16 protein-coding genes and 1 pseudogene are annotated in these 21,842 nt (G+C 61.2%); 14 read left to right on the top strand and 3 right to left on the bottom strand.

The window, feature by feature from the left end; genetic code table 11:
- Together AB4O36_RS22840 and AB4O36_RS22835 are read left to right on the top strand one after the other, a co-directional pair.
- Window positions 1-1,458, top strand: coding sequence for an N-acyl-D-amino-acid deacylase family protein (locus AB4O36_RS22840; RefSeq protein WP_460118325.1), 1,458 nt, complete (start codon window positions 1-3; stop codon window positions 1,456-1,458).
- A gap of 120 nt (window positions 1,459-1,578) precedes the next feature.
- The gene (locus AB4O36_RS22835) at window positions 1,579-1,947 is read left to right on the top strand and encodes a glyoxalase superfamily protein (protein ID WP_460118323.1); all 369 of its coding nucleotides are present in this window, start codon (window positions 1,579-1,581) and stop codon (window positions 1,945-1,947) included.
- A gap of 35 nt (window positions 1,948-1,982) precedes the next feature.
- Here the strand turns inward: AB4O36_RS22835 and AB4O36_RS22830 are convergent, their stop codons facing one another.
- Both AB4O36_RS22830 and AB4O36_RS22825 read right to left on the bottom strand, forming a co-directional pair.
- Window positions 1,983-2,846, bottom strand: coding sequence for a methyl-accepting chemotaxis protein (locus AB4O36_RS22830; protein WP_460126827.1), 864 nt, complete (start codon window positions 2,844-2,846; stop codon window positions 1,983-1,985).
- Window positions 2,841-3,767, bottom strand: a pseudogene (locus AB4O36_RS22825) (methyl-accepting chemotaxis protein); the annotation flags it as partial. The gene AB4O36_RS22830 and the pseudogene AB4O36_RS22825, both read right to left, overlap by 6 nt.
- 372 nt (window positions 3,768-4,139) lie before the next feature.
- Between AB4O36_RS22825 and pmrG the strand changes: the two are divergent.
- Window positions 4,140-4,829, top strand: a complete 690-nt coding sequence (pmrG, locus tag AB4O36_RS22820; protein ID WP_460118321.1) for a lipopolysaccharide core heptose(II)-phosphate phosphatase PmrG — start codon at window positions 4,140-4,142, stop codon at window positions 4,827-4,829.
- Window positions 4,826-5,656 carry a phosphatase PAP2 family protein gene (locus AB4O36_RS22815; RefSeq protein WP_460118318.1) on the top strand — a complete coding sequence of 277 codons (831 nt, stop codon included), beginning with the start codon at window positions 4,826-4,828 and terminating at the stop codon, window positions 5,654-5,656. The genes pmrG and AB4O36_RS22815 overlap by 4 nt, the downstream gene beginning before the upstream one ends.
- Before the next feature lie 18 nt (window positions 5,657-5,674).
- Here AB4O36_RS22815 and AB4O36_RS22810 read toward each other — a convergent pair whose 3' ends face one another.
- Window positions 5,675-7,114 (bottom strand): ArnT family glycosyltransferase, encoded by a 1,440-nt coding sequence (locus AB4O36_RS22810; protein WP_460118315.1) that lies wholly within the window; start codon window positions 7,112-7,114, stop codon window positions 5,675-5,677.
- A 268-nt stretch (window positions 7,115-7,382) separates the two neighbouring features.
- Between AB4O36_RS22810 and AB4O36_RS22805 the strand changes: the two genes are divergently transcribed.
- The 10 genes from AB4O36_RS22805 (at window position 7,383) to pelG (ending at window position 21,618) form a co-directional block, all read left to right on the top strand.
- Window positions 7,383-7,628 (top strand): FitA-like ribbon-helix-helix domain-containing protein, encoded by a 246-nt coding sequence (locus tag AB4O36_RS22805; RefSeq protein WP_460118313.1) that lies wholly within the window; start codon window positions 7,383-7,385, stop codon window positions 7,626-7,628.
- Entirely contained in the window at window positions 7,625-8,044 is a 420-nt protein-coding gene (locus AB4O36_RS22800; protein WP_460140336.1) for a PIN domain-containing protein, read from the top strand. Before AB4O36_RS22805 ends, AB4O36_RS22800 begins: the two co-directional genes overlap by 4 nt.
- 429 nt (window positions 8,045-8,473) lie before the next feature.
- Window positions 8,474-9,406, top strand: coding sequence for an NAD-dependent epimerase/dehydratase family protein (locus AB4O36_RS22795; protein WP_460118309.1), 933 nt, complete (start codon window positions 8,474-8,476; stop codon window positions 9,404-9,406).
- Between the two features lie 61 nt (window positions 9,407-9,467).
- Entirely contained in the window at window positions 9,468-12,278 is a 2,811-nt protein-coding gene (locus tag AB4O36_RS22790) for a bifunctional glycoside hydrolase 114/ polysaccharide deacetylase family protein (RefSeq protein WP_460140335.1), read from the top strand.
- Window positions 12,256-15,849 carry a tetratricopeptide repeat protein gene (locus tag AB4O36_RS22785; protein ID WP_460140334.1) on the top strand — a complete coding sequence of 1,198 codons (3,594 nt, stop codon included), beginning with the start codon at window positions 12,256-12,258 and terminating at the stop codon, window positions 15,847-15,849. The genes AB4O36_RS22790 and AB4O36_RS22785 overlap by 23 nt, the downstream gene beginning before the upstream one ends.
- A 26-nt stretch (window positions 15,850-15,875) precedes the next feature.
- The gene (locus tag AB4O36_RS22780; RefSeq protein ID WP_460118304.1) at window positions 15,876-16,394 is read left to right on the top strand and encodes a penicillin-binding protein activator LpoB; all 519 of its coding nucleotides are present in this window, start codon (window positions 15,876-15,878) and stop codon (window positions 16,392-16,394) included.
- Between the two features lie 5 nt (window positions 16,395-16,399).
- Window positions 16,400-17,767 (top strand): PelD GGDEF domain-containing protein, encoded by a 1,368-nt coding sequence (locus AB4O36_RS22775; protein WP_460118302.1) that lies wholly within the window; start codon window positions 16,400-16,402, stop codon window positions 17,765-17,767.
- Complete coding sequence (locus AB4O36_RS22770; protein WP_460140333.1) at window positions 17,745-18,734, top strand: HEAT repeat domain-containing protein; 990 nt, start codon at window positions 17,745-17,747, stop codon at window positions 18,732-18,734. The genes AB4O36_RS22775 and AB4O36_RS22770 overlap by 23 nt, the downstream gene beginning before the upstream one ends.
- The gene (pelF, locus tag AB4O36_RS22765; RefSeq protein ID WP_460140332.1) at window positions 18,731-20,245 is read left to right on the top strand and encodes a GT4 family glycosyltransferase PelF; all 1,515 of its coding nucleotides are present in this window, start codon (window positions 18,731-18,733) and stop codon (window positions 20,243-20,245) included. Before AB4O36_RS22770 ends, pelF begins: the two co-directional genes overlap by 4 nt.
- Window positions 20,245-21,618 carry an exopolysaccharide Pel transporter PelG gene (pelG, locus tag AB4O36_RS22760; RefSeq protein WP_460118296.1) on the top strand — a complete coding sequence of 458 codons (1,374 nt, stop codon included), beginning with the start codon at window positions 20,245-20,247 and terminating at the stop codon, window positions 21,616-21,618. Before pelF ends, pelG begins: the two co-directional genes overlap by 1 nt.
- Window positions 21,619-21,842: the final 224 nt, after the last annotated feature.

Genomic DNA, 21,842 nt, shown 5'->3' with positions numbered 1-21,842 from the left:
ATGCTGTACGACACGCTGATTCGCAACGCACTGGTCATCGACGGCAGCAATGCCCCGGGTTTTGGCGCCGACGTGGCGATTCTCGATGGCCGCATCGAGCGCATCGGTGATCTGCACGCCTCCCGCGCTCATGAAGAAATCGACGCGGCAGGCCGGGTGTTGGCCCCGGGGTTCATCGACGTGCACACCCACGACGACACGGTGGTGATTCGCCAGCCGCAGATGCTGCCCAAGCTCAGCCAGGGCGTGACCACGGTGATCGTCGGCAACTGCGGCATTAGCGCGTCGCCGGTGAGCCTCAAGGGTGATCCGCCGGACCCGATGAACCTGCTTGGCACGGCCGCCGCGTTCGTTTACCCCACCTTCGCCGATTACCGCGCGGCGGTGGAAGCGGTCAACACCACTTTGAACGTCGCTGCCCTGGTCGGCCACACGGCGCTGCGCAGCAACCACCTGGACGATCTGTTTCGCACCGCCACGGCGGCTGAAATCAGCGCTATGCGCGAACAGCTTCGTGAAAGCCTCGAAGCCGGTGCCCTCGGTTTATCCACAGGCCTGGCCTACGCCAGCGCATTCTCGGCGTCCACCGAAGAGGTGATGCAACTGACCGAGGAACTGACCGCCTTCGGCGCGGTGTACACCACCCATTTGCGCAGTGAATTCGAGCCGGTGCTGGAGGCCATGGACGAAGCGTTCCAGATCGGTCGCCATGCGCAATCCCCGGTCATCATCTCCCACCTCAAATGTGCCGGCGCCGGTAACTGGGGGCGCAGCCCGCAACTGCTGGCGCGTCTTGAGGAGGCCGCGAAAACCCACGCGGTCGGTTGCGATTGTTATCCCTATGCTGCGAGCTCTTCGACCCTGGACCTCAAGCAGGTCACCGACGCGCATCGCATTACCATCACCTGGTCCACGCCACACCCGGAGCAGGGCGGTCGGGACTTGATGGACATCGCCGCCGACTGGCGTGTCTCATTGCTGGACGCCGCCCGCCGACTGCAACCGGCGGGCGCGGTGTACTACGGGATGGACGAAGCCGACGTGCGAAAAATCCTCGCTCATCCACTGTCGATGGTGGGCTCCGACGGCTTGCCGGAGGACCCGTTTCCGCATCCGCGCTTGTGGGGGGCTTTCCCACGGGTACTCGGCCATTTCAGTCGCGATGTCGGGCTATTTCCCCTGCACACCGCCGTGCACAAAATGACCGGGTTGTCGGCGGCACGATTCGGCTTGAAGGCGCGGGGCGAGATCCGCGAAGGGCACTGGGCTGACCTGGTCTTGTTCGACCCGACCACCATTCGCGATGTCGCCAATTTCACGGATCCCCAACGGGCAGCCGAGGGCATCGACGGCGTGTGGATCAACGGCGTGCTGAGCTACAGCGAGGGGAAGGCGAACGGCAAACGCGTAGGGCGGTTCCTCGCGCGCGAGGGGGATCTGCACGACGGATTTCAGTAATGATTTCCGAGACCTGGGTCACGGTAGTGGCACATTGCAATTAAAGAATACCGGCAGGAAGCCGAAGTGCTGAGACTGGCCAAACTACAATCAAGCCCTTACCAGTCTGGGAGCAACGAAATGAGCTTCGGCAAAACCACCCCGATCCTGCGGATTTTCGATGAAAACAAGGCAGTGGAGTTTTACGTCGATTTTCTGGGTTTCAAGATCGACTGGCAGCATCGTTTCGAACCGAATTTCCCGCTGTACCTGCAAGTCTCCCGGGGTGAATGCGTGTTGCACTTGTCAGAGCATCATGGCGACAGCACACCCGGTGCTGCCCTGCGCATCGAGACCGATGAGCTGGAAGCGTTTCAGCAGCAGTTGTTGGCCAAGGACTACAAGTTCTCGCATCCACAGATCCAGGCCATGCCCTGGGGTAGCCAGGACATGACGATCCTCGATCCGTTTGGTAATCGGTTGGTGTTTACCAATGCGATTGCGGTGTGAGTATTAGATAGCTTGCTCGCGAAGAGGCCGAAACGTCAGACGCGGAAGTGGCTGACCATTTCCTGCAACTGACCACCCAGGCGCGCCAGTTCAACGCTGGACTTGGCGGTTTCATCGCTGGCCGCGGCGGTCTGTTCGGACACGTCGCGCACGTTGATGATGCTGCGGCTGATCTCTTCGGCCACCGCGCTTTGCTGTTCGGCGGCGGCAGCGATTTGCTGGTTCATCGACTGGATGTTCGACACCGTGCGGGTGATGTTGTCCAGGGATTCGCCGGCTTTGCGGGTCAGGGCCACGCTGCTGTCGGTAAGGCTGCGGCTGTTGTTCATCACCGCCGACACCTGTTGGGTGCCGTTCTGCAGGGCTGCCACCAGGCCTTCGATTTCCTCGGTGGATTTCTGCGTACGCTGCGCCAGGCCACGGACCTCGTCGGCGACCACGGCAAAACCGCGACCGGCTTCACCGGCGCGCGCAGCCTCGATGGCGGCGTTGAGTGCCAGCAAGTTGGTCTGTTCCGCGACGGCCTTGATCACGTCCATGACGCTGCCAATCTTGTCGCTTTCCTGTTGCAGCACACCCATGGCTTCGGTGGAACGCACCACTTCGGTGGCCAGGCGTTCGATTTGGGCAATCGCTTCGTTGACCACTTTATCGCCTTCGCGAGCTTCGCCGTCAGCGGCGGCTGCCGCTTGCGAGGCTTCTTCGGCGTTGCGTGCCACTTCCTGAACGGTGGCGGTCATCTCGTGCATCGCGGTGGCCACTTGATCGGTCTCGATCTTCTGGCTGTTCACACCGGCGCTGGTCTGGCTGGTCACGGCCGACAATTCTTCTGCTGCACTGGCGATCTGGGTCACGCCATCGCGGATGCCGCTGATCAGGTTGCGCAGGGTCACACCCATGCGAGCGATGCCTTGCTGCAATACGCCGAGTTCATCACGGCGAGTAACCTTGACGTCGTGGGACAGGTCGCCACCCGCGATGCGCTCCACCACGGCCAGCGTTTCACGCAGTGGACCGGTGATCTGGCGGGTAATGAGCACGGCGGCGATGATGCCGACCACCAAGGCCAGCAAGGTGCTGATCAGTTGCAGGGTACGGGCCTGCGCACTTTCAGCGTCGCGGCGATCAAGCTGGATTTGGTACAGCTGCTCGCTGAGACTGACGATCGTATTGCCTTGATCGGTCATCTCCTTGCGGGCCTGCACCACGTCGTTGTTGGTCGCCTTGTACGCGCGCACGGCGGTGCGGTAGTCGGTCAGCGCTTTTTCAAGTTGACGCAGGGCGTCTTGCTGAGTGACGGCAAAATGCACATTGAGCTGTTCCAGGCTGGCGACGGCGGCGTCCAATTGGTTGGCAGCCTTGAGCTCGGTGTCGGCGTTGACGGCGGCGGTGTAGCCTCGCACTTCGTAGCGCGCCAGGATGAACGCTTCCTTGGCCGCGGTAATGGCCTGGAATTGCTCGAAACGCTGATCGCTCAACGGCATCTGCTGAACTTCGGTGCTGATGGCATTGATCAGGGTGTTCGCGGTCTGCGCGTTGGCGGTCATCACATCGCGCGCCGTATTGCCGGCGCGGTAGGCACCTCGCATTTTTTCCAGGGAAATCCGGTATGCAGCGATCAGCGCAGCTTGCTCGTTAAGCAGCTTGAGGTTTTCCGGGCTCTTGAATTTATCCAGCACCGCCTTCTGTTGAGCGGCGAAGGCATCGAGATTCACCTGCACGTTCTGCGCGGTGGTCTCGTCACCGTTGGCCAGCATGTATTGCAGACGGGCCACGCGCAGCTTGGTCAGGCCCGCGTTGAGCTGGGTGATGTCGCTCATCCAGTTGCTGCGGTCGATCAGGCCACCCAGGCTTGTCCAGCCAGTGAGGGCGAGTACGCCGGTGAGCACCAGGACCAGGCCGAAACCCAGGCCCAGCTTCATGTTCATGCTGATGTTACCGAACCAGCTATTCATCAAATTCCTCCAGGAACGTTGCGCTGCGGTCGTCGAGTGGCTGGAAGATTGTTGTTTTTCGTAGCCAAAAGGTGTGTGAAAGGCCTGTATCGGCAGCGGGGCGGGATAGCTGAATGGTTTCTGTCAGACAAATCTGTAACAAGGCTTATGCGCGAGCATTGAGCTTTTTTTCACATGGGTTTCACCCGGGGCCGACGCTCGTCTCTTTACCCTCGCGGCATCCAATGAGTGTGGTGCATGCCTGCGAGGCCTGATGTGGAATTGAGACTGAGTGTATTCGGGGTAAAACGCTCGATTGACCTGAGCCGTTGGACCCGCTATCGAAATGCCGCAGTGGTGGTCGCTTCGGCCTTGCTGGTCATTCCGTTGACAGTGTGGCTGTTGCGGCCCGCCGCCGTGCCGGACCTGGCCCATGGCAATGTCGCTGGCGCACAGGCGTTAGTGTCCGAGTGGGCGAAGGGCGATGTGATTGTGCTGGTGCGTCACGTCGAACGCTGCGATCACTCCAGAGCCGCGTGCCTGACGGGCAATGACGGCATCACTGATCGCTCGCGCAGTGTCGCGGTGAGTGTCGGGGCGCAGTTCGAGCAGTTGGGGTTGGGCAACGCCGACATCTACAACAGCCCGATGACCCGCACGGCGCAAACGGCGGGTTTCATGTTCAACAAGGTGAGTGCGAACGACGACTGGCTGGTCAGTTGCCGGGGCACGATGCTGCGTGATGCGTTGGCGCACAAGGTGCCCGGGCGCAACCTGGTGCTGGTGACCCACAGCGAATGCATGTCGCAGATGGAGAAAGACCTCAAGCTGCCTGCCGCGAACCTGGGTTATGGCGCTTCGCTGTTTGTTTCCGCACAAGCCTTGCAGGCACCGCGCATGCTTGGCTTTATCGAGGCGTCCGACTGGCGTACGGTGGCATTCCAATGAGTGCGTCCGTGCGTTTTTATGCCTGGAACTTCGGCGTCCCGCTGGCCTGCGCTGCGGTGGTGTTTTTGCTGTTCGACATGACCCGCATCGACATCGCGTTCAGCAACCTTTTTTATGATCCGGTCACCCATACCTTTCCACTCGATCAGGTTCACTTTTTTGAGCGACTGACCCACAAGTGGGCGCGGATCATTCCGAACTGGACGGCGGAAATCGCCTTGATCGGCGCGATGTTGTCGTTTGTCTGGCCGTTGATCCATCCAGGCAAACGTCCTCGTCTTGCCGGTTTTCTCGAACGTTGCAAGCTGGCGCCCGTCCTGCGATTTGCCGCCGAGCATCGTCGGGACTTCTGGTTTGTGGTGTTCGCGTTTGCCATTTGCACCGGTGTCATCCATTTCCTCAAATCCCACACCAGCGTGTATTGCCCAATCGAGACGACGCTCTACGGTGGGAAAATGGCCCACATCGAGTGGTACAGCAACTTCCAGCTGTTCAGGGAAGCGGGTGATGGACGTTGCTGGCCGGGCGGACATGCGTCAGGTGGGTTCACCATGCTCGCCTTGTATTTTGTTGCGCGGCGGTATCGGTGGCGGTTTTCCAAGGCTCTGATGTATGGCTCGTTGTTGCTGGGTTTTGTGTATGGCACGACGCGGGTTTTGCAGGGTTGGCACTATATGTCTCATACCTTCTGGGCCGGGGTTTTCGTGTGGCTGGCGTGTTTGCTGACGGCGTTGGCGTTTTATGGGCGAGCGCGGTTGGAGGTTCCGGTGTTGCGCGCTCCGCCGAAGAACCGTGTCGGAGCGGGCTCCCCCGCGAAGGCGGCCTGAGGCTCCTACAGGGGCCCCTCACTGGCCAACAAAAAAATAATCCTGGCGCCCCACTCGCATCTGCTTCACCACTTTCAACGGCGCCTGCGGTGGCGAATCCGCCGCCATGACCGCGATGTTGGACGGTGACGCGCTCAGGAAGTCATGCAGCTGCGCTTGCGTATCCAGCCCCTTGAGCACGCTCTGGGTATAGAACACGCTGGCGCCGCCCACCCTTTCATTGGCTTGAAACATTGCCACGGTCTTGCCATTGGCTTGCATCGTTTGAATCTGCTGCGTCAGGGGCAGGAACGATAGCTTGCGATCCGCGTGAGGCAGTACCCATTGCGCGGCCGTCAGGTAGCTGGCGATCACCACCGCCAGCACGCCGATAGCCAGGCTTCGACTATGGCGAGCGATGCGGCCCCGCAGGTTCGAGGCGCGTTCGTGTTGTTGGAGTCGTTCGAACAGGACTGCCGCATATTCAGCGGCAATCACCGCCGCCGCCGGCGTCATGGACATCAGATAGACGGTGCGCTTGCTCGACGCCAGGGTGAGCATGAGGAACTGCGCCAGTATCCACAGGGTGAAAAACAGCAGGTAACGGTTGGCCATCAGGCTTTTACGGAAATGCCAAAGGCCCAGGTACACCAGAATGTTCCAGGGCAAGAATGCCTGGGGCAATTTGGCCAGGTAGTAGTAAAACGGTTCGTAATGCCCCGCTTCCACAAACGAACCGCTGAAGCGCCCCACACTGTTGGTCAACAACACTTCCTGCAAGGCTTGCGCGCCCCCGCGCTGATACAGCACCGCAAGCCACATCAGCAGCGGCAGCAGCCCCACCAGCGTCAGCAGGCCGGGCCGTAGCCAGTGGCGCAATGTCAGGCGTTTGTCGATCAGACTCTCGGTCAACAAGTAGGCGAAGATCACCACCCCCGGCAGGGCCAGGCCCAACACGCCTTTGCTCAGTGTCGCAATGGCGATTCCGCTGGCAAAGAGCAAGGCGTTACCGAGTCGTGGTTGCCGATGTCCCTGGAAAAACGCCAGCAACGCCATGCTCACGCCCAGGGCCAGCAAGGCGTCTTCGCCCACGCCCCGCACATTGCTCCAGTAACTGGCCATGGTTGCCAGCAACATGGCCGCCGTCCAGGCAATCGCCTGGGGCCTGCCGAATCGTCGCAGCAGGGCGTACAGCAACATCACGCTGAACAACCCGGCAAACGCCGACGCCAGCCGCACTGCCCACGGCGTGCCGCCGAACGCACGGATCGCCCCGGCATCCAGCCACAGGCTCAGGGGTGGTTTCTCCAGAAACGGTTGGCCGAACAGTCGCGGCGTCACCCAGTCGTTGTCCAGGTGCATCTGCATGGCAATCCCGGCGACGCGGGCTTCAGTGGAACCTTGCAACTGGTGATGACCCAGCGCGAAGAAAAACAGCACAGCCGCCAGCAGGAACAACGACGAGACGGGACGCGACATGGTGTGTGACTACCCAAGGGAGATCCCCTGAGCATACCGGGCAAATGCTTAACGAATTGTGAATGGGCCCTCGACCAAACCGCCTCGGAACGCTTTCCACCCGACAAAAAAAAGCCCGCGGGAGGGCGGGCAAACCATAGTTTCTTGAATGAGCGCGGGCAATGTAACGGTTGGTGAACGGCGATGGGGTGAAGAAAAATTTATCTGTGGAGCTGAGGACCCTTATGCTAGCCTCAATCAATGATTTCATTGATTGCGCGGGGGCGATATGGCCAGCATCACAATTAGAAACCTGGACGCTCAAGTCAAAGAACAATTGCGCATTGCGGCTGCTCACAACGGGCATTCGATGGAGGAAGAAGCGCGCCTGATCCTGGGTAAAGCCTTGGCGAGTGTAGATCGTACTGGGGGACTGGGGAGTCGGATTCATCATAGATTCAAAGCGACGGGCGGGGTTGATCTCGATCTTCCAACAAGGCACGAGAAAGCGACTGCGGTGGATCTCTCTGAATGATAGTGCTCGATACCAATGTTCTTTCTGAGTTCATGCGTAGCGAGCCTGACAGCCGAGTACTGGCTTGGGTCGATGAGCAACCGGCCATGGATCTGGCAATCACTGCTGTTACTGTCGCAGAAATTCTCCACGGTATTGCCCGACTGCCCTTCGGTAAGCGTAAACAGAAGCTGGAAGCTCATGCCATGGCGATGTTCGACGAAGACTTCGTCGGGCGCATTCTGCCATTCGATGCCCATGCTGCCGTGGAGTACGCCAACCTCGTTGCCGTCGCTGAAGCAAAGGGGCGCGGGGTGTTGATGGCTGACGCGCAAATTGCCGCCATTTGCCGAAATCATGGCGCTTCTATCGCCACTCGCAATGTTCGGGACTTCGAGTGTTCCGGCATTGAGGTGATCAATCCATGGGATGTCTGAGTCCCATGAATAGATCGGCAATCGGAAGGACAGCGCACTCATCAACCCGATGCGCTGCCTCCATCATTCTCAAAAATCGTACTTGAAATCCGTCATCACATTGCGCGACGTGACTCAATAGGTCAGTTATTGACAGGTGGGTCATTGTGTCAATTTAATGACGATCTTTAATTGGATCCATAATTTTCGTCATGACAAAGACAAACTATTGACAGTGTGATGTCATTCACACATTATCTGCGCCGCTCTTATGGCATACCGCCATAAACTCGTCGTTCATCTGATGTATTTTGAACCTTCGAGAACAGGTCGATGTCGCATCGCATGCGCATTGGGCCAAGTGCTATCAGTCGGGTCCTGCTCCACAGAAACACCGTTTTACGGACGTTACATTCGCAGTGTCCGATTGAATCTTCAGGAAGAAACTTCATGTCTGATGGACGAATACTGGTTACCGGCGGTGCAGGATTCATTGGGTCGCACTTGGTAGAAGCGTTGCTGGGCAAAGGCTACAAAGTTCGCGTACTCGATAACCTGTCGACCGGGAAGGTAGGCAATTTGCCGGTGGGCAACGCCAACCTGAATCTGGTGGTGGGTGATGTCGCGGACAGTGTCGTGGTCGAGCAGGCCATGCGTGATTGCACGGCCGTGGTGCACCTGGCGGCAGTGGCTTCGGTGCAGGCATCGGTGGACGACCCGGTCGGCACCCATCAAAGCAATTTCGTGGGCACCCTTAATGTGTGCGAGCACATGGCCAAGTCCGGAATCAAGCGCGTGGTGTTCGCATCCAGCGCAGCGATCTACGGCAACAATGGCGAAGGGACGGCCATTGATGAAGACACCCCAAAATCTCCCCTGACCCCGTACGCCAGCGACAAGTTGTCCAGCGAGTATTACCTGGATTTCTATCGCCGCGCACACGGTCTGGAGCCGGTGATCCTGCGCTTCTTCAATATCTTCGGACCGCGTCAGGATCCTTCTTCGCCGTATTCCGGGGTGATCAGCATCTTCACCGAGCGGGCCATGGCCGGCAAGCCGGTGGCGATTTTCGGTGATGGCGAACAAACCCGTGACTTCGTTTATGTACAGGACCTCGTAAGTATTCTCGTACAAGCTGTGGAGGCAGACGAGGTGAGCCCTGGCGCGGTGAATGTCGGGCTCAGTCGCGCCACCAGCCTTAACGATCTGATCACCGAACTGGGCAACGCCACCGGCACGCCGTTGACGGTGAACTATCAGGCTGCGCGCCAGGGCGACATCCGCCACTCGCGCGCTGACAACACGCGTTTGCTCCAGCGTTTTGCGCTCCCGGCGCCGACTTCCATCGGCGAAGGTTTGGCGCAGTTGCTGCGCAGTTTGTAAATCTGCCCGGCCCGATTCAGACGTCCGAGCAGTACCGGTTCAGTCAATTCAAGAGTGAATTATGCACATCGTTTTTCGCAGGACACGCCTACGTGCCCTTGCCAAGCGCCTGTTTGCGGCGCTGGCAATCTTCGCGAGCGGGCCGACTGTCCAGGCTTCAGCCTTGCCCCAACCGGCCAGCGTGGTTTTTTGGTACGCCGATCAACCGCCGCTGTCCGAGCTGGCGCAGTTCGACTGGTCGGTGGTCGAGCCGGGGCACATGACGGCAAGCGACGTCAAAACCCTGCGCAAATTGGGCAGTCACCCATTTGCTTACGTGTCCATTGGCGAATTCGATGGCAGCAAGACTGAAATCGACAAGGCCGGCTTGCGCAAGGCGATCAGCCCAGTGCGTAACGACTCCTGGAACAGTCAGGTCATGGACCTCACCTCGCCAGCCTGGCGTGAACATTTGCTGGGCCGCGCCAAGACCTTGCAGGCCGAAGGTTACGACGGGCTGTTTCTGGACACCCTCGACAGTTTCCAATTGCTGCCCGAAGCCTCGCGTGAAGCACAGCGCGTGGCCCTCGCCAGCCTGTTGCGTGAAATGCACAAACGCCAGCCAGGCCTGAAGCTGTTTTTCAACCGTGGCTTCGAAGTGCTGCCCGAGCTTGATGGCGTTGCGTCGGCGGTCGCGTTCGAATCCATGTACGCCGGTTGGGACGCCGCAGCCAAGCGCTATCGCCCGGTTCCGGAAGCCGATCGCCAGTGGCTGCTCGGTGAGTTGCAACCGCTGCGTGCCAAGGGCATCCCCCTGGTGGCCATCGACTACCTGCCACCTGAGCGCCGCGACGAGGCACGCAAGTTGGTCAAACGCTTGCGTGACGAGGGGTTCATTCCTTTCATCAGCACGCCTGAACTGGATTCGATAGGCGTCAGCAACATCGAGGTGCAGCCGCGCCGCATCGCCATGGTCTACGACCCGCGCGAAGGCGACCTGACTGTCAACGTCGGTCATTCCCTGCTGGGCGGTTTACTTGAATACCTCGGCTACCGAGTCGACTACCTGGCCGTCGACAATTTGCCCGAACATCGCTTCAGTGGTTTGTACGCCGGCATCATCACCTGGATGAGCAGTGGCCCGCCGCAGGACAGCACCGGCTTCAACCGGTGGCTGGGCAAGCGCCTGGACGAGAAAGTGCCGTTGGCGTTCATGGCCGGCCTGCCGGTCGAGGACAAAGCGTTGCTCAAACGCCTGGGGCTGAACCTGGCGCCACCGGCTGGCGTGCAAACGCTGAGCATCACCTATCAGGACAAATCACTGATCGGTGCGTTCGAAGCGCCGGTGCAGCCACGTTCCCGTGAGCTGAGCGCGGTTTCCGTGCTGCCTCAAGGGCCGAAGGCCGCATTGTTGCTGACCGGCAAGGGCGGCCAGACCTTCGCGCCGGTTGCCATTGGCGAATGGGGTGGCTTGGCGCTGGCGCCGTACGTGCTTGAAAGCAACAACGAACGCAGCCGCTGGATCCTCGATCCGTTCGCCTTCGTCCAGGCCAGCCTGCGTCTGCCGGCACAACCGCGTCCGGACACCACCACCGAGAACGGTCGCCGCATCGCCACGGTGCACATCGATGGTGATGGTTTTCCTTCGCGCGCCGAAGTGCGTGGCTCGCCCTACGCCGGTAAACAGGTGCTCACCGATTTCATCCGGCCCAACCCGTTCCTGACCTCGGTGTCGATCATCGAAGGCGAGATTTCGCCGCGTGGCATGTACCCGCACCTGGCCCGCGAACTGGAGCCGCTAGCGCGTGATTTGTTCGCCGACCCCAAGGTCGAAGTCGCCACCCACACTTTCAGCCACCCGTTTTACATGCAGCCGGACAAGGCTCAGGAAGACGAGGATTTCAGCGCCGAGTACGGCTTGAAAATGGCCATTCCGGGTTACGACAAAATTGATTTTCGCCGCGAGATTGTCGGCTCGCGCGACTACATCAACCAGAACCTCACTACACCGGAAAAACCGGTGAAAATGGTGTTCTGGCCGGGCGATGCCCTGCCGTCGGCGGCCACCATCAAGTTGGCCTACGACGCCGGCCTGAAGAACGTCAACGGTGCCTCGACCATGCTCACCAAGGCGCGGCCATCGCTGACCGGCTTGAACCCACTGTTGCGCCCCACCGAAGGTGGCTTGCAGTACTACGCGCCGATCATCAACGAGAACGTCTACACCAACTTATGGAAGGGGCCTTATTACGGTTTCCGTGACCTGGTCGAGACGTTCGAACTGACCGACAGCCCGCGCCGCTTGCGTGGCCTGCACCTGTATTACCACTTCTACTCAAGCACCAAGCAAGCCTCGATCAAGGCGATGGACGAAATCTACGCCTACATGCGCGAACAACAACCGCTGTCGTTGTGGATGAGCGATTACCTCGACCGCTTGCACGGCCTGTATCAAGCGAGCCTTGCACGCACCGCCGACGGCGACTGGCAGGTTCGTGGCATGGATGCGCTGCGCACCCTGCGAATCGACCCGCAACTCGGCTGGCCCGACCTGCGCCGCTCGCAAGGCGTGGCCGGTGTGCGTGACTTGCCGCAAGGGCGCTACGTGAGTTTGAGCAGTGATCAGGCGTTGCTCGCCCTGCGTGCTGATCGCGACCCGCGCCCGGCGCTGGAGGAGGCTAATTTGCCGTTGCAGGACTGGCGTTACCTGGATGACAAGCGCGTGAGTTTTTCGTTTGCCGGGCAGGTTGACCTGACCTTCTCGGTACGTTCGGCCAGTGCTTGCCGGGTCGAGGTGGATGGGCAGCGTTTCGCCGGCAAGGCCGCTGCCGGCCTGTGGACTTTTCAACTCCCAATGAAGCAGGTGAGTAATGCCCAACTCGTCTGCAACTAAAAACAGCCGCCTGCTCAATCCCTGGGCACTGGCGGTGGTGGCGGTTACCGTGGGCGGGTTGCTGTGGGCAACTTTCCAGCGTGAGGAAGTGTTCCAGCCTGATGGCGGTGAGCCGGACGCTGTCTCGGCCAACTACGCCGAGCTGTTGCTGACAGCGCACCCGGATGACGATCACCTGCGCTTGCAGTTGATCGATCTGTTGATCAGCCTCGGCGACTACGCCAAGGCCCGTCAGCACCTGGAAGCGTGGCCGGCGCCGGTGGGTCCGGTGCAGGCTTACTACCGGCTGGAGCTGGATGCGCTGGAAGCGGCGAACAGTGAAGAGCCTGGCGTGCGAGAGGCGCTGGTCGAGCGGCTGCAGAAGTTCGATCACCGCCGTTTGTCCCTGGCGCAATTGCAGAGCCTGGCCAAACTGGCGCTGACGCTACAGGCGCCGGCCTTCGCCGCCACGGTGTATGAAGAAATCGCCGCGCGCGATCCAAAACAACGTACCGAGGCGCTGAAGTCCGCCGCGCAATGGCATCTGGCGGGCGAGCAACCGGGCAAGGCGGCAGACATTTATCTGCAACTGAGCAAGGACAGCTCGCAACCTGCCGAGCACCGCGAGTACGCGCATCTGGCATTCAGCAGCTTGCTGGCGGCGGATCGCGGTGCCGAGGCGGCGCAGGTGCTCGCCGACGAACTCGACCAATTGCAGAACCCGGAGACCGATGCGCCCTGGATCGAGCAGGGCGTCGACGTCGCGATGGGCAACAAGCGCTTTGATCTGGTGCAGCGCTTCATCGCCCAGTGGCGGGTGCTGCAGCCGGATAACCCGCACATTCTGCGCAAGGAATTCACCACGCAACTGGCCATGAACGATCTGGCCGGTGCTTGGGAGAGTGGCCAGCAATTGCTGCTGGAGTTCCCGCAAGAGCAGCCGTTGCTGGAACAGATGGCTCGCCTGGCTGAATGGCGCGGGGATATCGAATCGGCACTCGATTTCTGGATGCGCCTGCTGGCGCTGAACGACACGCCACCCGTGCGTGAGCACGCGTGGCGTCTGGCAATCGCGCAGTTCGATTTCGATCGCGCGATCCCGTTGCTCGAAGGCATCGCCAACCATCGCGCGCTGACCGATCCCGAGCTGGACGCGGTGACCTACGCTCACGAGTCGCGCGGCACCCCGGAAAAGGCCGAAGCCTGGTTGCACACCTATGTGCGCCAATACCCCAAGCATCGCCTGGCCTGGATGCGGCTGTTGCAGAACCTCGAAAACACCGGCCAGTACGCAGTCAAGGCCCGCGTGTACAAGGATTACTCGAAGCGTTTTGACCTGACCATTCCCGAGCGCATCGACTGGGCCGGCACTCACCTCAAGCTGTTCGATAATCAGGCGGCGTGGAACGTGTTGCTGGTCAAGAACAGTGACAAGATCACCGACAAGGACTACTGGACCACCCGCGCCGCGTTGGCCTGGGACCTGGAGCTCGATGATGAATTGCGCGCGTCCCTGGAGAAGCTGCTGGCCATCAAGGGCTCGCTCAACTCCAACGATGAGTCGCACCTGATCGCCGGTTATCGCCAGAGCAATCCGCGCCGGGCGCTGGAGTTGCTGATCGACAGTTGGCAGCGTACTCGCAGCCCGATTCGCCTGGTCGATGCCTTGCTGCTGGCCCAGGAACTGGAAGACTGGTCGAAGGTGACCGAACTCTTGAAAGAGGCCGAGCAGGATCCGGCCATCTTTGAGCAAGATCAGGTGCTCGGCGTGCGCGGTGCCTTGGCAATGCACGAAGGCCAGCCTGAAGAGGCCAAGCGCCTGTACCTGCTGGGCTTGTCCAAGTATCCGGATGAAAACCTGTTCCGCGAGCGCCTGATGTGGCTCTACGTCGACCAAGGCAACACCGCCGAGCTCAAGCCGTTGCTGACTCAGTGGAAAGCCCGGGCCCGTAACGATCAGGTCATGTGGCTGGCGTTCGCCAGTGCCAACCAGTTGCTCGGTCGCAACAGCGAATCGCTGGCCTGGTATCGCCTGTACATCAAGAACACACCGAACGACTGGCTGGTGCAGGCGGCTTACGCCGATGCGCTGTACGACGCGGGTTACCAGGATGCGGCCCAGCGCCTGCGCCTGAAACTGCTACGCAGCCCCGAGGCTGAAAACGCCCAGCCGTCCAAGGAACGCTACAGAACCTGGCTGCGTTTGATGAGCAGCAGCTATTCGCCAGCCAAGGCCCAACAAGAAGTGGCCAAGCGTCAGGACGGCTCTCCGGCCATGCTGCAGTTGTGGTTCGACCGCTTGCTGGCACGCCTGGACGCGACCAACCAGGAATCGCAGAAGGATGCGTGGCTGGATTGGGCGAAAAGCCAGGGCCTGAAGGTGGACCGCTATGAGCAGATCCAGCAGGCTTTGCGCAGCCGCAACAAAGCCCAGGTCGAGACGCTGTTGGCCAGCAGCGACCTCAACCCGGCACAACGGGCTCAAGCCCTGAGTCGCCTGGGGCGGGTCAATGAAGCACTGGAAACCAACCTCGAAGCGCTGGGTGACGATCAGCCCGAAACGGTTCAGGAGCAGTTGCGCCGTCAGGCGGTGGAGATCCATGAAAGTACGCCGCAAGGTGCACTGTTGTCCTGGCAGGATCAGGATTTTGGTGGCATCGCCTTCGACGCGCCGCGCCTGCAAATCGCCCACAACATCGGTGACAATTGGTACGCCGACCTCGAGCTGGAGCAGGGCACCTACGACGGTGACGACGTGATCGGCTCGCGCATCGGCACTGAGCGCAACGCCGCCCTGACCCTGATTCGCCCGGTGGAAAACGGCAGCTACAAACTGTTCGCCGACACCAGCCAGCGCAAGGACGATGACCGTAATGGCCTGGGCCTTTCCCGCAGTTGGCAGTTGGGCGTCAGCGATGAGCTGGAAACCGGCGTGGACTGGCATCGCAAGAGCGAGGACAGCGGCCTGATGCGTGCCTTTGGCGAGCAGGATCGCCTGTGGCTGGGCGGTCGTCATAGCCTCAGCGCCCGCGACCAGTTCAGCTGGGAAATCGCCAAGCGCTCGTTCTCTACGCGTGCCGGTGACAGCCTGGGCAATGGTGAGGCGTTGAAGGCCGAGTTCAACCATACGCTGGAATTCGCAGGCCCCAACTGGACCGTGCGCAGCGGTGTCGACTATCAGCACAACAATGTGAACGACAAGCGCCTGGATGACCTGTCCAGCCTTAATGACGGGCCGGTCATCAGAGGTATCGACGAGAACGGTAACCTCGATCCTGACGATACAGTCCTGGCCAGCGACCTGCTGCAAAGCCGCTACGGCCAACTGTATGTCGGCAGCACCTGGCGTCGCGGCATTCCGGGCGCGCTGGTGCGCACCAAGCCGCAATACACCTGGCTGGTGGACGTGACGGCGGGCTGGCAGTGGCTGGATCAAACCTTCAACTACGGCCTCAACACCGGTATCGGTTTTGAAGTATTGGGTGACGACGAGTTGGCCCTGACCGTCGGTTACCAGTCCGCGCCACAAGGCGGGGATGGCAAGTCGGGCGGAACACTGGGTGTGAGCTACGGCGTGCGGTTTGGGCGCTGATCATGGAATGTCTACGGAGAAAAACTATGCAAGCAATTCGTAATCTGGGCCTGGCCCTTGCCGCCCTGGTCGTCGCCGGTTGTGCCAGCTTCACCGATGAAGTCAGCCCGAACCTGCCGCGCAACGCGCAGTGGGGCATCGTGCCGATGGTCAACTATTCGCAGACGCCGCAGGCCGGTGAGCGCAGCGAGCAGATCCTGCTCAGCGTGCTCAGCAGCCGTGGCCTGCAACCGCGTGTCTACCCGGCAAGCGCCCAGGGCGAACAGGCACTGATGGACGACAACGAGCGCCTGGCCGGCGCCCTGGAATGGGCACGCGAGCAGAAGCTCGACTATGTCATCTCGGGCTCCGTCGAAGAGTGGCAGTACAAGAACGGCCTGGACGGCGAGCCTGCGGTGGGTATCAGCCTGCGCGTGCTCGAAGCCGAAAGCGGCCGTGTGCTGTGGAGCAAGAGCGGCGCTCGCGCCGGTTGGTCCCGTGAAAGCCTGGCGGGCACTGCGCAGACCGTCCTCGACAAACTTGTTGGCGCCCTTCGGTTCGAGTAATCGCAATGAATTCTCCCCACATGGATTACAGTCTGGCGCCGCAAGCGAGCGGCCCGGTCTCCTGGCTGGAAACGCTGTTGGTAACCGGCCTGGCCATCGGCCTGGGCCTGTGGCTGACCCCGGCTGACCCGTTGCAGATTCACGGCGGTTTCCCCTGGCCGATTCTTGCGCCGATGCTGCTGGGCGTGCGCTACGGGTTTGTCCGTGGCCTGTTCAGCGCCGGCCTGCTGGTGCTGGCGATGTTTGCCATGCGCCATTTCGGGTTGGCCGGTTACGAGCAGATCGACTCGTCCTTCATCGTCGGCGTGCTGGTGTGCGGGATGCTGGTGGGGGAGGTTCGCGACCTGTGGATGCGGCGCCTGGAGCGTCTGCAAATGGCCAACGAATACCGCCAGTACCGTCTCGACGACTTCACCCGGGCGCACCAGATTCTGCGTGTTTCCCACGACCTGCTCGAGCAGCGCGTGGCGGGCAGCGACCAGAGCCTGCGCAGCTCCTTGCTGGGCCTGCGGGAAAAACTGCGCGTGATGCCCGACGCCGGCGATGCACTGAGCGCACTGGCAGAGCCGATCGTGGCGATGCTGGCCCAATACGGAGCCCTGCGCGTGGCCGGTCTTTACCGCGTCGACGAGCGTGGCGACAAGGTCTTGCCGCAGGCGCTGGCGACCATCGGCGTGATGGGCCCGTTGAGCACCGAGGACGGTCTGGTCAAACTGTGCCTGGAGCGCGGCGAACTGGTGAGCGTGCGTCAGGAGCTGATCGATGCGGGCACCTCTTCGCAGTTCTCGTCCTTGCAGGCATGCATTCCGTTGATCGATGCCGAAGGCCGCTTGCTGGCGATCCTCGCGGTGCGGCAGATGCCGTTCTTCGCGTTCAAGGATCGCACCCTGAGCCTGCTGGCCTTGCTCGCCGGGCACATCGCCGACCTGTTGCGTCGCGACCCGCAAGTGCTGCAACTGCCCGATGCACGCGCCCAGCAATTCACCTTGCAGCTCAAGCGTTCCCTGGCGGATGCCGACCAGCACCAGTTGCCGGCCGGCCTGTTCGCCTTTGAAATGACCCGCGCCAACGAAGAGCTGACGCGCCTGATGGAGCGCAGCCAGCGTGGTCTGGACTTGCATCTGCCGGTGGTCAACAACCGCGATCACAAGTTGCTGCTGGTGCTCCTGCCGTTGACCAGCCCGCAAGGTACGGAAGGTTACCTGTCCCGAATCAACCTGTTGCTGCATGAGCACTTCGGTATCGAAAGCGACATGCAAAGCCTGGGCGTGAAGGTCATGCCGTTCAATCTCGAGCCTGGCGTCGACCGCCAGGAGCTGCGTAATTTCCTGTTCAACGAGTGTGGCCTGAATGATCAGCAAGTGGCTGTTTAGCGCAGCGTTGTTGTTAGAAGGCGGCAGTTGGGCCACGTTGTGGCTGGCGGCCCCCGAGCTGCAGCAATTGCTGATGTTCACTGTCAGCCATGCGCTGGCGTGCGCGATGCTGTGTGGCGCGGTGTGGCTGCTGCTGCCGGCGCGCTACCGTGCGCCGTTGCCCTGGAGCCCGCTGTTCATTTTCAGCCTGGCGTTCTTCATTCCGGTGATCGGCATGCTGGGCGTCGTCCTGTCGATCTTCCCGGCGCTGTACCTGCCACGCAAACGCGACAAGCAGGAGTGGCAAGCGGTGGGCATCCCGAGCCTGCCGTATCGCGCGCAACAGCAACTGCATTCGCCGATCTTCGCCGATGGCGGTTTGCAGGACGTGTTGCGTCACGCCCCGGACCCCGACCAGCGCCTGGCCGCCTTGCTGGCCACGCGGCGCATGCAGGGCAAGGAAGCCGTGCCGATTCTCAAGCTGGCCCTGGGCGACCCGAGCGATGACGTGCGCCTGCTGGCGTACTCGATGCTCGACAAGCAGGAGAGCGACATCAACCTGCGCATCCAGATCGCCCTCGGGCAATTGGTGGGCGCCAGTCCCTCCGCCGCCGGCGCGCTACACGGCACCCTGGCGCGATGGTACTGGGAGCTGGCCTATTTGGGCCTGGCGCAGGGCAGCGTGCTGGATCACGTGCTCAGCCAGGCCAGCGAACATGCCGAGCAAGGCCTGCAAGCGGGCGAGGGCGGTGAGCTGTTTTTGCTGGCCGGGCGTATCGCCCTGGTGCGTGGCGATGTCGAGCGCGCCGAAGTGCTGTTGCACCAGGCCCAGGACAGCGGCATGGACCCGGCGCAGATTCTGCCATTCCACGCCGAACTGGCGTTCGAAGCCGGGCGCTATGACGAAATCCCCGGACTGCTGGCGCAACTTCCCGAGAAAACCCGCCAGCGACCACCGTTCGCTGAGCTGGTGAGGAGCTGGACATGAGTCAACAGCAAGAGGCGCCGTTGGCCGACATTTGCCTGCTGCTCGAAGGCACCTGGCCTTACGTGCGCGGCGGCGTGTCGAGCTGGATTCACCAGATGATCCTCGGCTTGCCCGAGCTGACCTTTTCGGTGATGTTCATCGGCGGCCAGCGCTCGGCCTACCCGACGCGCCGCTACGAAGTGCCGTCGAACGTGCTGCACATCGAGGAAGTGTTTCTCGAGGACGCGACCCGACCGGCCAACACCCGCGGCACCCCGCGCGAAGCCGATCAACAGCAACTGATGGACCTGTATCGTTTCCTGCATCACCCCGATGCACCCGAGCCCGAGTTGGGCGAACGCTTGCTCAATTGCATCGCCGAGGGCCAGATGACCCTCGATGACGTGCTGCGCAGCCGTGCCAGTTGGGAAGCGCTGAGCGAGGGCTATCTGCTGCACTGCGCCGACCCGTCGTTCGTCAACTATTTCTGGACCCTGCGCTCCATGCAGTCGCCGCTGCTGATGCTCGCCGAAGCCTCGCGCAAGATGCCCCGTGCGCGCATGCTGCACTCGGTGTCCACCGGTTACGCTGGTTTGCTGGGCTGCATCCTCAAGCAACGCTGGAAGTGCAGCTACCTGCTCAGCGAGCACGGGATCTACACCAAGGAGCGCAAGATCGACCTGGCCCAGGCCAGTTGGATCGCCGAGAGTTCCGGCCAGGCGCTCAACCGCAGCCTGGATGCCGGCTCGGGCTACATCCGGACCCTGTGGGTACGCTTTTTCGAGCGTATCGGCCAACTGACCTACAACAGCGCCGACAACATCATCGCCCTGTACGACGGCAACCGTCAGCGCCAGATCAAGGACGGCGCCGACGCCTCGCGTACGCAGGTGATCCCCAACGGCATCGACCTGCCGCAGTGGACTGCCGCGCTGGAATCCCGCGCTCCCGGCATTGCGCCGGTGGTGGGTTTGATCGGCCGAGTGGTGCCGATCAAGGACGTGAAGACCTTCCTGCGGGCCATGCGCGGCGTGATCAGCGCCATGCCTGAAGCCGAAGGCTGGATCGTCGGCCCCGAAGAAGAAGACCCGGAATACGTCAGCGAATGCCGCAGCCTGATGGCCAGCCTGGGACTGGAGGGCAAGGTGCATTTCCTCGGCTTCCAGCGCATCCAGGAAATCCTGCCGCAACTCGGGTTGATGGTGCTGACCTCGATCAGTGAGGCGCAACCTCTGGTGATCCTCGAAGCCTGGGCCGCCGGCACGCCGGTGGTCAGCAGCGACGTGGGTTCGTGTCGCGAGCTGATCGAAGGCGGCAGCGCCGAAGACCGCGACCTGGGGCTGGCCGGCAAAGTGGTGGCGATCGCCGACCCACAAGCCACCTGCACCGCCATCCTCGAACTGCTGCGCAACCCGCAACGCTGGCACGACGCCCAGGCCAGTGGCCTGTTGCGGGTCAATCGTTATTACACCGAAGCCTTGATGCTGCAGCGCTATCGCGACCTGTATCGGGCCTCCATGGAGAACCGTTAATGGCCGGTATTGGCTTCGAGCTGCGCAAGATTCTCTCGCGCGACTCCTACACCGCAACCTTGCACGCCTATGTCTACGCTGGCCTGATCAGCTCCGGGCCTTGGGTGCTGTCGATCATCAGCGTGATGCTGGTGGGCATCATCAGCCTCGGCCTGGTGATCCCCAACTCGTTGGTGGCGCAGTTTCTGGTGACGGTGACTTACCTCATGGCCACCTCGCTGATCCTCACCGGTGGTTTGCAGTTGTACTTCACCCGCTTCGTGTCCGACCGCTTGTTCGAGCACAAATACGAGCAGATCCTGCCCAACCTGTTGGGCATCCTGCTGCTGGTCACGCTCGCGTCGGGCATACTCGGGGTGATCGTGCTCGGTCTGCTGTTCGACCAGCCGTTGTTGTACAGGCTGCTGGTGGTGGCCAACTTCGTGGTGCTGTGCAACCTGTGGCTGGTGATCATCTTCTTGTCGGGGATGAAGGCCTACAACCGCATTCTGCTGGTGATGCTGGTGGGCTACACCCTGATGGTGGTCAGCGCCTGGCAGTTGGCGTTCCTGAAAATACCGGGCCTGCTGCTGGCGCTGTTGATCGGCCATAGCACGCTGCTGTTTTTGTACCTCTACGACATTCTGCGCGAGTACCGCGCCGAGAAACTGATCGCCTTCGACTTCCTCGATCGTCGGCAGGTATTCCTCAGTTTGTTGGCCACCGGATTCTTCTACAACTTCGGCATCTGGATCGACAAGTTCCTGTTCTGGTTCAACCCCGGCACCTCCAACCAGGTCATCGGCCCGCTGCGCGCGTCCATCCTCTACGACCTGCCGATCTTCATCGCTTACCTCGCGATCATCCCCGGCATGGCGGTGTTTCTGGTGCGCATCGAAACCGACTTCGCCGAGTGGTACGACCGCCTGTTCCGCGCCATCCGCGAAGGCGAAACGCTGCAACACATCGCCTCGCTGAAAACCGAAATGACCCTGTCTATCCGCCAGGGCCTGCTGGAAATCTGCAAGGTCCAGGGCCTGACCGTGGTGCTGCTCTTCCTCTTCGCGCCGCGATTGCTCGACTGGCTGGGCATCTCCAGCTACTACTTGCCGCTGTTCTACATCGACCTGATCGGCGTGAGCATCCAGGTGGTGTTCATGGCGCTGCTCAACGTCTTCTTCTACCTGGACAAACGTAAAGTGGTGCTGGAACTCTGCGTACTGTTCGCCGCCCTCAACGGCGCGTTGACCCTGTTCAGCATGATGCTGGGCCCAAGCTTCTTCGGCTACGGCTTCACCCTGTCGCTGCTCATCTGCGTCCTGCTCGGCCTGCACCGCCTCTCCGCCGCCCTCGAAGACCTGGAATACGACACCTTCATGCTCTCAAACCGCTAATCCCACGATCCCTGTAGGAGCGGGCTTGCCCGCGATGGTCGTCAACGATGACTCTGGAAACCTGACACCCCGCGGTGATCCGGCATCCATCGCGAGCAAGCTCGCTCCTACAGAAGCCCCAAATCCTGTGGGAGCGAGCCTGCTCGCGAAGGTCGTGAACGATAACGCTGAAAACCTGACACCCCGCAGTGATCCGGCATCCATCGCGAGCCTGCTCGCCCCTA

This window comes from Pseudomonas sp. S2_E01, from assembly GCF_054668365.1.
Note: the sequence above shows the minus strand (reverse complement) of the source record. Positions and strands in the feature narration are given on the sequence as shown.